The 10,789-nt window shown below is 63.3% G+C and carries 13 protein-coding genes, 2 pseudogenes and 1 other annotated feature; of the genes and pseudogenes, 8 read left to right on the top strand and 7 right to left on the bottom strand.

Annotation, left to right across the window (positions count from 1 at the left end):
* Positions 1-363: 363 nt before the first annotated feature.
* Positions 364-1,203, top strand: a complete 840-nt coding sequence (locus ACFWI9_RS30040; protein ID WP_387167123.1) for an IS5 family transposase — start codon at positions 364-366, stop codon at positions 1,201-1,203.
* Between the two features lie 14 nt (positions 1,204-1,217).
* On the opposite strand, the gene ACFWI9_RS30045 is transcribed toward ACFWI9_RS30040, so the two are convergent.
* Positions 1,218-1,505 carry a hypothetical protein gene (locus ACFWI9_RS30045; protein ID WP_387167126.1) on the bottom strand — a complete coding sequence of 96 codons (288 nt, stop codon included), beginning with the start codon at positions 1,503-1,505 and terminating at the stop codon, positions 1,218-1,220.
* A 450-nt stretch (positions 1,506-1,955) separates the two neighbouring features.
* Positions 1,956-2,096, bottom strand: a complete 141-nt coding sequence (locus tag ACFWI9_RS30050; RefSeq protein ID WP_387167129.1) for a hypothetical protein — start codon at positions 2,094-2,096, stop codon at positions 1,956-1,958.
* Between the two features lie 185 nt (positions 2,097-2,281).
* Between ACFWI9_RS30050 and ACFWI9_RS30055 the strand changes: the two are divergent.
* Positions 2,282-2,410, top strand: a pseudogene (locus ACFWI9_RS30055) (transposase); the annotation flags it as partial.
* Positions 2,411-2,443: 33 nt separating this feature from the next.
* Positions 2,444-2,557, top strand: a sequence feature (AL1L pseudoknot).
* A complete protein-coding gene (locus ACFWI9_RS30060) occupies positions 2,550-2,690 on the top strand; it encodes a hypothetical protein (protein WP_387167132.1) in 141 nt (46 codons plus the stop codon). (Overlaps the previous feature by 8 nt.)
* On the opposite strand, the gene ACFWI9_RS30065 is transcribed toward ACFWI9_RS30060, so the two are convergent.
* The gene (locus tag ACFWI9_RS30065; protein WP_387167135.1) at positions 2,656-2,976 is read right to left on the bottom strand and encodes a hypothetical protein; all 321 of its coding nucleotides are present in this window, start codon (positions 2,974-2,976) and stop codon (positions 2,656-2,658) included. The two genes, ACFWI9_RS30060 and ACFWI9_RS30065, sit on opposite strands and share 35 nt — an antisense overlap.
* Positions 2,977-3,566: 590 nt before the next feature.
* On the opposite strand from ACFWI9_RS30065, the gene ACFWI9_RS30070 reads away from it, so the two are divergent.
* Positions 3,567-4,151: a CGNR zinc finger domain-containing protein gene (locus ACFWI9_RS30070; RefSeq protein ID WP_387167137.1), complete on the top strand. Its 585-nt coding sequence runs from the start codon at positions 3,567-3,569 to the stop codon at positions 4,149-4,151.
* Between the two features lie 259 nt (positions 4,152-4,410).
* Positions 4,411-5,228 (top strand): IS5 family transposase gene (locus tag ACFWI9_RS30075; RefSeq protein WP_387167139.1). Its coding sequence is split into 2 segments (ribosomal slippage): positions 4,411-4,753 and positions 4,753-5,228, totalling 819 coding nucleotides; the frame shifts between segments, so codons are not numbered across the junction.
* 23 nt (positions 5,229-5,251) lie between these two features.
* Here the strand turns inward: ACFWI9_RS30075 and ACFWI9_RS30080 are convergent.
* Both ACFWI9_RS30080 and ACFWI9_RS30085 read right to left on the bottom strand, forming a co-directional pair.
* Positions 5,252-6,412 carry an iron-containing alcohol dehydrogenase gene (locus tag ACFWI9_RS30080; protein ID WP_387167142.1) on the bottom strand — a complete coding sequence of 387 codons (1,161 nt, stop codon included), beginning with the start codon at positions 6,410-6,412 and terminating at the stop codon, positions 5,252-5,254.
* A gap of 123 nt (positions 6,413-6,535) precedes the next feature.
* Entirely contained in the window at positions 6,536-6,868 is a 333-nt protein-coding gene (locus tag ACFWI9_RS30085) for a WhiB family transcriptional regulator (protein ID WP_387167145.1), read from the bottom strand.
* 175 nt (positions 6,869-7,043) lie between these two features.
* Here ACFWI9_RS30085 and ACFWI9_RS30090 point away from each other — a divergent pair, with 175 nt between their 5' ends.
* The 3 genes from ACFWI9_RS30090 (at position 7,044) to ACFWI9_RS30100 (ending at position 9,535) form a co-directional block, all read left to right on the top strand.
* Entirely contained in the window at positions 7,044-8,309 is a 1,266-nt protein-coding gene (locus ACFWI9_RS30090) for an IS701 family transposase (protein ID WP_387167148.1), read from the top strand.
* A 228-nt stretch (positions 8,310-8,537) separates the two neighbouring features.
* Positions 8,538-9,095 (top strand): helix-turn-helix domain-containing protein, encoded by a 558-nt coding sequence (locus ACFWI9_RS30095; protein WP_387167152.1) that lies wholly within the window; start codon positions 8,538-8,540, stop codon positions 9,093-9,095.
* Positions 9,092-9,535, top strand: coding sequence for an IS630 family transposase (locus ACFWI9_RS30100; RefSeq protein ID WP_387167155.1), 444 nt, complete (start codon positions 9,092-9,094; stop codon positions 9,533-9,535). The genes ACFWI9_RS30095 and ACFWI9_RS30100 overlap by 4 nt, the downstream gene beginning before the upstream one ends.
* Before the next feature lie 34 nt (positions 9,536-9,569).
* On the opposite strand, the gene ACFWI9_RS30105 is transcribed toward ACFWI9_RS30100, so the two are convergent.
* Together ACFWI9_RS30105 and ACFWI9_RS30110 are read right to left on the bottom strand one after the other, a co-directional pair.
* Positions 9,570-10,340 (bottom strand): hypothetical protein, encoded by a 771-nt coding sequence (locus tag ACFWI9_RS30105; RefSeq protein ID WP_387167158.1) that lies wholly within the window; start codon positions 10,338-10,340, stop codon positions 9,570-9,572.
* Positions 10,341-10,442: 102 nt separating this feature from the next.
* Positions 10,443-10,690 (bottom strand): annotated as a pseudogene (locus tag ACFWI9_RS30110) (transposase family protein); the annotation flags it as partial.
* Positions 10,691-10,789 lie beyond the last annotated feature (99 nt).

Raw genomic sequence — 10,789 nt, forward strand, 5'->3', positions numbered from 1 at the left:
CGGACTTCAAGGCATGGAAGTGAACGAGACAGGCAGGCAGGTTCGTGATCCAGGTGGAGGTGTACGCCTCCTACCGGGCAGAGGCGCTCAAACTGAGGCACGGATAAATCTCGCATACCGGAAGATCCCTACATGAACGCCCACTCAAAGAGCGTTTTGTCCCGGCAGGCGTGTTTGGGGATGGTTTAGGGGCTGAATTGGTCTGGGATGGCTGTGGCGTATGCGATTGCTGCGCCTCGTGTGGCAGGTGGCGGTGTGTTCCAGTCCGTTTCTGCCGGGTCGCTCCTGTCTGATCCCAAAGCGCCCCCGCTTGGCGCTGTTTGCGCCCTGGGGACGCACCGCCTCAGGCAGTACTACCGAAACATGACGCGACACCGTTCGTATCCCAGCGATCTGTCCGACGCCCGCTGGGAACTGCTGGAACCCACTCTCTCGGCCTGGCGAGCCGATCGACGGGGCAAGGGCCTGGACATCGGACGCCCGCCCGAACACGACCTGCGCCGCATCATGGACGCCATCCTGTACGTCGACCGCACAGGCATCCCCTGGCGCTACCTCCCGCACGACTTCGCGCCCTGGGAAACCGTCTACGGCTACTTCGCCGCCTGGCAGAAAGAAGGCGTCTTCGACCAGCTCAACGGTCTGTTGCGCCGCCTGCTCCGCGAGGCCGAAGGCCGCAACGCCGAGCCCAGCGCCTGCGTACTGGACGCGCAGAGCGTCAAGACCTCCGCCAACGTTCCCGCGGCCAGCCAGGGCATCGACGCAGGCAAGAAAATCGCAGGCCGCAAACGCCATCTCGGCGTCGATACCCTCGGTCTCCTCCTCGCCGTCTGGGTGACTGCGGCGAGCGTCTCCGACAACACCGGCGGCATCCACGTACTGTCCCGTATCGCCGCCGAGAACCCCCGCGTCACCAAGGCCTGGGTCGACAACGGCTACCGGACGAAAACCATCGACCACGGCGCCCACCTCGGCATCGACGTCGAAGTCACCCAACGCGACCCCAACACGAAAGGATTCAAAGTCATCCCACGCCGTTGGGTCGTCGAGCGGACCTTCGGCTGGCTCATGCACCACCGCCGCCTCGCCCGCGACTACGAACCCCACCCCCACCGCTCCGAAGCCATAATCCACGTCGCCATGATCAACCTCATGAGCCGACGCCTCACCCAGGAATCCACCCCGAACTGGCGCGACACCTGACCGTCCGCCAGCAGTCAGACCCCGTAAGGCCAGACGGCGACGCCGTCCTGAGCCACACGGACCTCGACCCACGATCCATCGACGCCTTCCGGCAGCGGATGGTCGGCGAGATCAAGCAGGATCGGCGTGCCACCCACGTCCAGGACAACTCCTCCGTCCTCGGTGAGGCTCAGCAGCCCACGAAAGACAACGCGGTCGCCGCTCTGCCGCAGCTCAGGGGTACGAGAGCCACTGGACCAGGCATTCACCGCCCAGACGATGTCCTCATCCACGGTCCACTCGACATGGTGTTCTCGTCCCACTGCCCCAGGAGCCCCCTGCCAGAGCACCACAACGGTGCCCACCACCGAGTGCACTCGGACCGTCACGGGCCTCGATGAGGCTGGCTGCACTGCCTCTACTTTGACCAACACCCCGCCATCATCCTCGACTGACTTACCAAACACCTTCGCCGGGACAAAACGCTCTTTTAGGCGCTCTCCGGGAGCTTGGCGATGACCTTTCGTCCTCGTCGGTGATCATCCAGCCGGTGGCGAAGCGGACCGTGCGCCGCATGGTGTTCAGATCCCGCAGGTGTTCGTGCAGACCGTGGGTTGCGCCCGCGCCGTCCACGCGTACCAGGATCTTCGCCGTCGAGGCACCGGGGACCTGAGCGAGCGTCTCGCGCACACCCGGATGTGATCGGCCACCATGTTCGAGCCGGCGTTGCCCGTCCTGAGCAGCATCGCCAGGCACTCGCCAGTGTTCGCACACTACGCGGCCAGGGGATGGAGCCCGAAGGACTTCTTCCAGGTCGCCGCAGCGCCCTGCTTCTTCGACGCCGCCGTGATGATCGTGGCGTCCATGTCGATCACCACCCAGCAGTGCAGGTATTTGATCAATCTACGAGACACCAAGGTCAGTCACAGACTGAACCGGCCTGTGTTTCTTTGGAGGCTCTGATTCCTGGAAGGGTTGGAGTCATGCCAGCGCCGAGGAAGTACCCCGTTGAGCTGCGGGAGAGAGCCGTGAGGCTCGTGTTTCGAGATACGTCAGGAGACCGGGCAGAAGGTGTCGATCTCCCGGGGTCGCCGACCAGCTCGGCATCCATCGTGAGGCCCTGCGGAAGTGGGTCAAGCGGGTGGAGATCGACGCCGGGCAGAGGCCGGGGACCTCGACCGCGGACGCGCAGCGGATCACGGAGCTGGAGCGGGAGAACCGGGAGCTGCGGCGCTCGGTGGAGATCCTCAAAAGCCGCCTCGGCCTTCTTCGCGCGGGAGCTCGACCCGCGACCGCCGAGATGACCGGGTTCATCGACACCCATCGTGATCAGTTCGGGGTCGAGCCAGTCTGCAAGGAGCTGCAGGTTGCCCCCGTCGACCGCGTGGCTGTTCCGCTCGCGCCGGCTGGTGCGCGACTACGAGACACTGCCCGCGGTCCACGAGCAGATGGTGCGGTGGTCGATGACGATGCTCATGAGCCGGCGGCTGGCCCGTCGGCGAGCGTGAACCGGCCCGGCGCCAGCTCGGCGGCCCAGCCGCGGTCCACCAACCGCTTCATCTTCGACCGCACGCCCTCCACACACGACAAAACCGACGCCAGACCAAGCCCAACGGCAACCTCCTGGCACGTCATCACCCCGTCCCCGCCCGCACGGGGCTCCACCAGCAAGGCGAGGATGCGCTGGTAGTCCACCGCGAGGACATCTGCCGTGAGCGCGGGCCGCCACACAGGGACGATCGAACCCGCCCGCGTCGCCCCGGACGCCGCCACCCCAGCGGGCGCGTCCGTCACGGGCTCAGTTTTCGACACCAACGCGGAGGGCTCGTTCGCCGCACGGACAAGACCTCACCACCACGACCGACGCCAATCCCCGCACCTCCACCGACAAGAGAACCCAACGACACCAGCCCGCCTCCCCCACCACGACATCGTGCCTGACCTGCGAGAACATGCACATCAAGTTCGACACAACAACGGCTTCTCACAGCGCCGGGCTGCCTACCGCACGAGCAGCTACCTGATCACCAGCTACGCATCGCCCACCCCTACGAACATCGTGGACTTCGCAGTGCGCGCGATGACCGAGGACTACATGGCTGCCTATCGGGAGTGCTGACGGCGCCACCTGCTCAAAGAACTCCCACAACTCATCCGGCACCAGGCGTTCCACGATCCCCACGACAGCAGACTGGAACTCGCTCCCATAAATTTGTAGGTACGCTATAGGTAGTTTCCCCGTAGTGGCGAGATGCGGGAACGGGACATGCTTTTCAGAACTGATACTGGGAGGAGGATGGGCGACATACATACTACCGCCCGGTTTCCGAACGAAACTCCGACTTCTAACCTCCCTCACGCACTGAATTCCCGGGATAATCGCCATGAAACTTTCCCACTATGCCGAATACGCTGTGCGACTGGTGAATAGCGAAGGGGTGAGCTCCTCCAAGGACGCTCTGACTACTCTAGATTCAGTGCACTCTCTTCTCAGCTCCTATGGCGGCGCTAAGGGACAACAGATTACCCTGGAAGATCTGTCGCGCTTGCGCGCTATTCGCACTCGCCTGCGGAATGTCTTTACCGCCGCCTCCGAGAGGGATACGGTTCGAATCGCCGCACTACTCAACGCATTGTTGTTGGAATTTCCTGCCAGCGCCCAAGTTTATCACCGTGACCTTCTAGCCAACACGAAGCAACGAGAGTCGGTATGGATTCTCCGGATTTCCGACAGGACAGGCATGGTCAGCTCTACTTATGCCGCAAAGGCTTGCCTGGGGCTTGCCATCCAACTTGCCGAGTACGGAATGAGTCGACTCGGCAGCTGCGATAACCCCAAATGCCGAAATGTATACTTGGACGCATCTGTTAATCGGTCTCGCCGCTACTGCTCTCGACGCTGCTCTACACGGATCAATGTAGCCCGCTACCGCTCTCGAAAACGCGCAGAAATCTCAGAGCCCAAATAGTCGTTCTTATTGAACGTCTTTCATCCTGGCTCTGTGGGGGAAAGTCTGGTGGGGTGGGTGGTGACGTAGCAGAACCCCCAGTCGTTGGCGGCGCTGGTTTCACGCGACGCTGCCGATCGATGGTCTGGGGGCTCTGTTGGTTCGTATCCTTCCATACTCGATTGGCTGTATGAGCTCGTTGAGCGGTGCCCTGGCTCATTTACGGTCGCAGGGCCGATTTAGACCGTGTCCTATGTGGCTGTGACTCGTTGGGTGTTTCATGGGGCGGGGTATGTGGAGTTGGATTGTTCCGGATGGGTTGTGGGAGATCGCGAAGCCGCTGATCCCGCCGTCGAAGGTGCGTCTCCAGGGCGGTGGGACGCAGGACACGCCTGATGAGACGCTGTTCGCCGCGATCATCTATGTGCTGGTCAGCGGCTGTGCCTGGCGGGCTCTGCCGCCGTGCTTCGGCATCTCGAAGTCCACCGCCCATCGCCGGTTCATGATCTGGTCCAGGGCCGGCGTCTGGGGGCGGTTGCACGAAGCGGTCCTCGACCGGATCGACGAGTGCGGCCTGCTGGACCTGTCCCGAACTGTTCTCGACTCGGCCCACGTTCGGGCCAAAAAGGGGGCGAACTCACCGGTCCGAGCCCCGTGGACCGGGGCAAAGCGGGTTGCAAGATGCACGTCCTGTCGGACGCGAACGGACTGCCCCTCATCGTCGGCGTCTCCGCAGCCAACACGCACGACAGCCTCGGACTGAAGCCGATGGTGGCCGGTCTCCAATCGAGACACGACCCCCACCGCGGCTGGCACTACAAGCCCCGCAAACTCCACGCCGACAAGGCTTACGACATATCTGACCTGCGGAAATGGTTACGTGGCAAGCGCATCGCAGTCCGTATCGCCCGCAAGGGCATCGAGTCCAGCGAACGACTCGTCCGCCACAGATGGGTCATCGAACGCACCATGGCCTGGCTCACCGGATACCGCAGACTCAACCACCGCTACGAACGCCATCCCCGCAACTACCTGGCCTTCCTCGGTCTCGCCGCCGCCCTCTGCTGCTACAAACGACTCATCCGCCTCACCACATAGGAAACGGTCTTAGTGGTTTACTCTTAGGCTTTACGGAAAAGTTTCTGCATCGCCCGGTCCGCCTGTTTGATTTCCTTATCAGTGAGGTCTTCCACGAATACCGTTTTCCCTATGCCTGTTAGCAAAGTCAAATGCTGGACGCCCACTCGATGGCGTGCCGCATCAGCGAAGACGGACTCTACCAGACCGAGGCTTCCGAACGTCTCGCGAGCCAGCAGGAGGCCCATGCCTTGAACGCAATCGATAATTCGATCGTAATCTCTACTGCACAGCAATCCACGATTCAGAGACAGGACTGCACAGAAGAGGCTCCCCATGGTTGCTGCTTCGCCGTGAAGCATTATGGGGCGCACCTCCATTTCTACCGCATGACCATAGTCGACTATGCGATGAAATCCTTTCTCCCAGAGATTCTTTTGCGACTCTGCGGCCATTCCATCGATAGCTCGATGCATAACCAAGCGCCCCGGCTCACGCTCTGCAGTGAGAGGGCTCGTGTCCTGGAGTCGTTCTTGGACAAGCAGAGGGCCGAACTCCTCCAGAAGCCGGAATAGTACAGGGTCTTTGATCAGCGCCATCTTGAGCGCCTGTCCCAAGCCGCTACGAATATGACGTTTGGGGAGAGTGGCTATGAAGGCGCGATCGATGAAGGTCAGGGATGGAGGGTTGAACGTTCCAAGTCGATTGCGAAACCCCTCAAAGTTCACGCCGCTTCTAGCTGACACGCTGCTATCGATCTGACCGAGGAGAGTAGTTGGCACTCGAACGTATGGGATGCTACTGCGGTAGAGAGTCGTCGCCAACCCGACGATGTCTTGAACCACTCCGCCGCCGAAAGCGATTGGCGGCATGTCGAATTTCTCGGTGCCAATCTCATTGAGGCGGCTGGCGACCCGCAGGACATGCTCGATCGTCTTGTGTTCGTCTCCTGCCGGGACAGTCATGTAACTCATCGGAGTATTACTGGAAGCGAAGTAGTCGCGTATACGAGAACCAAATATGTCTTCGACGGCTTCGTCTAGGACAGCGAGACGGTGTCCGCGGGGGGGCTCCGGCGTTCCTGGAACCTGCTTCAACTGTGGGTTTCCCGGGTCTAGCAACCTGGTGGTCTCCACCACCTCGAATTGCACGCTTTGAGAGGTGGAAAGAATCCAACGCCCCATGTCCCACGTATCGTCAGCCATACCCAGCCTACTCATGATCTTCCATTTTGAAGCTACTCCCCGCGAGCATATCCCGCACGGCCGGAACAGACGTCCCGACGCCATTCGATCGGGCATGACGGAAGGACCTCGACGACAAACATCTTACCTTTGGACAGTGCTACGCCGAGCTGCCTCCAGCACAAGTCGCCAAGAAGCGACCTCGGGTCGGCGGCGTAGTAGCGCCTTTCTCTCTCTCTCAGTCATTCCGCCCCATACGCCGAACTCAATGTGGTTATCCAGCGCTTCAATCAGGCACTCGGTCTGCACCAAGCACCTCATACACAAGACTTTGGCGCGCTGCTTCTGGCGCGCTGCGTCAGCGAACAGCACTTCAGAGTCAAGGCTCCCGCATGCTGCGTTTTTGAACCAACGGCCTATCATGCTCATCATCTCCCCTAGCAGCACGGTAGCTCGACAGTTCGTGCTGTCCGGCATAGCACAGAGAGTCGCAATTAGTCCCGGCGCTTACGCTCGTGAACATGGCACAGTCTGACCTTTAGGATATCGTCTAGAAAACCGGAGAAGTACGCATAAGACTACCTAGCTAGGGCTTGGTCAGGTTCAGCCTGTGGTGGCGTGTCCAGATGGTTGGCTGTGTCGTTGATCGGATGTGACACCTGAGGACTTGGCCGCGGTGCGGTGTGATCTGGATGATTTCGCGGCGGAGGTTTTTGAGCCGTTCGCGAGGGACGATCAGCGTCGGTGGGGGCAGGTCTACCTGCGTGGGCTGCTGACCGACGGGCAGCGTAAGTCGGTCGAGCCGATGGCGGCCAGGCTCGGGGAGGACGGGAATCGTCAGGCCCTGGCCCACTTCATCACCACCAGCCCGTGGGATCCGGCGCATGTGCGGGCTCGGCTGGCCTGGAGGATGGAAGCGGCGATCCGGCCGAGTGCGCTGATCTTCGATGACACCGGGTTCCTCAAGGACGGCAATGCCTCGGCGTGTGTGTCGCGGCAGTACACCGGGACCGCGGGCAAGGTCACCAACTGCCAGGTGGGTGTCTCTCTGCACATGGCCTCGGATCATGCCTCGGCGGCGGTCGATTGGCGGCTGTTCCTGCCCGAGACCTGGGATCCCACCTCGCCGAAGGCGGACCCGGACAAGGTGGCCCGCCGTGCCGCCTGCGGCATCCCCGACGACATCGGGCATGTGGAGAAATGGCAGCTCGCACTCGACATGCTCGACGAGACCCGTTCGTGGGGCATCGAGGTGCCCCTGGCCATCGCGGACGCCGGATGCGGTGATGCCGCAGCCTTCCGGCACGGCTTGCAGGCCCGCGGCCTCCACTACGTGGTGGGAATCTCCACCACACTCTCGGCCCAGCCCGGCCACGCGGTGCCGGTGGCCGAGCCGTACTCCGGGACCGGACGACCACCGGTGGCGAAGTACCCCGACAAGCCGCAGTCGGTGAAACAGCTGGTCACCGCGGCGGGCCGACGGGCAGCAAAGCCGGTGCAATGGCGTGAGGGCTCCCGGCCCGGCACCGGCCGCAGCGGCGTCAAGCGGATGTACTCGCGGTTCGTGGCCCTGCGGATCCGCCCTGCCGGTCGCGAGGTCCGCCAAGCGGCCGACAGCCCGGAGCTGCCCGAGTGCTGGCTCCTGGCCGAGTGGCCTGCCGACCAGAGCGAACCCGTTCAGTTCTGGCTCTCCGACCTGCCCGCAGACACCCCGCTGACCACCCTGGTCCGCCTGGCCAAGCTCCGCTGGCGCATCGAACACGACTACCGTGAGATGAAACAGGCCCTGGGCCTGGCCCACTTCGAAGGCCGCACGTGGAACGGCTGGCACCACCACGTCACCCTCGTCTCCGTCGCGCACGCCTTCTGCACCCTGCAACGACTGGCCAGAGCCCCAAAAGAAGCGGCGCCGGCCTGAGCCTCTACCGAATCGTCCGCGAGCTACAGACCCTCCTCGCCACCTGGAACGGCATCTGCCCCACCTGCCACCGCGACATACCCACGGTCATATCAACCTGACCAAGCCCTACTTATGCTGGGTTCCTCAAGTTGGGGGTATACAGGCCTTGTTGGAGTAGTTGGCAGGGGGTTGGTTGTGCCGGTGTTGCTGTGTGCCCGAGCTGCTTCGGGGCCGGAGGAGGAGCGGGTGATCGCCAGGCTGTCGGGAGCGCGCAAGGCGCCGGCCGATCTCGTGTCGAGAGCACGGATCATCGCTCTGAGCTGGGATGGTCTGCGGGTAGCGGCGATCGCGGCGGAGCTTGGCTGCCATGCCAAGACGGTGCGGTGGTGGCTGCACCGCTTCAACGATCTGGGTCTTGAAGGGTTGGAGGACCGGCCGGTCAGCGGACGGCCGAGACGGATCACCGAAGCTGAACGGTCGAGGATCGTCGCGCTGGTCAGACAGGCACCCTCTGGCCGTCTGACCAGGCACGAGGACGGCGAACTGGCGGCGGACGACGAAGTTGGCGTCTCGCAGTGGACGCTCGACGCGCTGACCGAGGCCGCCCGACAGGCCGGGATCGAGGTGGGGAGGTCCCAGGTGCGCAGAATCCTGCTGGCCGAGGGTGTCAGATGGCGGCGCACTCGTTCCTGGATACGGTCGAAGGACCGTGACTTCGAGGGAAAAGGACGCGGATCATCGGCCTCTACACCCACCCGCCCGTCGGTGCGACGGTCGTCTGCGCCGACGAGCTCGGACCGGTGATCCCACGCACTTTCCCGCCCGCACCCGGCTGGTCGCCGAACGGGCACCGCATCAAGAGCGAGATCGACTACAGCCGCGGTCCGGAGAAGACCTGGGTCTACGGCGGTCTACGCGTGACGGACGGCCAAGAGATCACCATGACCGCCCCGTCGCGCAACAGCGTCTTCTACCAGCAGTTCTTACAAAAGCTGGAGGATCACCCCCGCATCCGGCACGTCTTCATTCCCGTCGGAGCATGCTGGCTCAACCTCCAGGAAGCCTGGTGGCGTATCTTCCGCAAGGCGGCCCTGGCGGGTCAGTCCTTCGCAGGGCCCAACGAGATCACCCAAGCCACCGCACACGCCACAGCCCAGCTCAACGCACGGGCACGACCATGGATATGGGGCAGACCCGCACCACCCACCCGATACCTGCGCCGTCGATACATCTACTGCCTTTGAGGAACCCAGCACTTAGTACTCCAGCAGCGTTTCGCTATCTGGCCTGGTCAGAGGCATCGTGCGGAGTGTAGTTGGCGGGATGGTGCGCATCAGGGGCGGTCTTGTCCGACCGCCCCTCCAACGTGTGGAGTCGTCGCCGGTAGTGGCAGTGGCGGGCGACGGTCTGATGTCTGCGGCGCCAGCGTGACCAGTTCAGCATGTGTGCGCGAAGCGACCGGCTGGCTCGGCGGTGTCCGGCGAGGCGAGGCGCCAGGAGCCGCCGGACTTCTGCCACGGTGAGCGGAGCCAAGGGGTCGGAAGCGTTTCTGCAGCCCCCTTTTGCCGCCGCGTCGGCGGCCATGACCGCGAGGTAGGCATGGGCGAGCATCGCCAGGGCGATGTGCCGATACCAGCCGGTGTAACGACGGACCTCGTACTGGTCCAGGCCGCACTCGTTCTTCGCGGCCTGGAAACACTCCTCGATCTGCCAGCGCATGCCCGCGACCCGCACCAGGTCGGCCACCACCGTCTCCCGTGGCGCGTAGGCGAGGAAGTAGGCGATCTCCTCGGGCTTGCTCAGGCTGCGGCGGGCCAGCGCCCACCGCCGACGGACCGGGGCATCGCCCTGGTGGTCGAACTCGGCCACCGTGGGCAGTTCCAGTGCCGCCCAGTGGTAGAGCCTCGGTCCCTTGGCCCCGCCGCCACACGAGATCGGCTCCCATGCCTCCGCGGGAGCCTGAGCGAAGAGGTGGTCGATGCGCGGGCCGAAGACTTGCTGGGATTTGGGCACCGCGAGCACGTAGCCGAGGCCGGACTGCTCCAGCATGCGGCGGAAGCGTCCCTCTTGCCCGTAGGCGGCGTCCGATTACGGCTACGGGTGTGTCCAGTCAACGGCTGATCTTGGTTGTTGAGGGTCAGTGAACCTCTTTCATCCTGAATGGTTGCAGGTCAGGAGTGTGTGGATGGCTTGGACGATGGTGCTGATGCGGCGGGTGGAACATCTGGCTCGCCGTAGCAGTCGCCAGGACTTGAGCTGGGCGAAGGCGCGTTCGCCGGGCGCTCTGAGTCGTGCGTGGTCGCGGTTGAACTGCTGGTAGTGCTCGGGCTGTTCACGGTGGTGGGAGTGCGAAACGTGGCGCCGGCTCCCTGGTAGGCGCGGTCGGCGAGGACGAGGATGTCCGCGTACACGTGTACGTGGCCCTGGCAAGATTTTCGTGAAGCGGGGGTGTGCCACCGTGCGCCGGTGACGCTCCGTCACGGGTAGCGGGACCTTCG

This window comes from Streptomyces sp. NPDC127084, from assembly GCF_042724175.1.
Classification (GTDB): domain Bacteria; phylum Actinomycetota; class Actinomycetes; order Streptomycetales; family Streptomycetaceae; genus Streptomyces.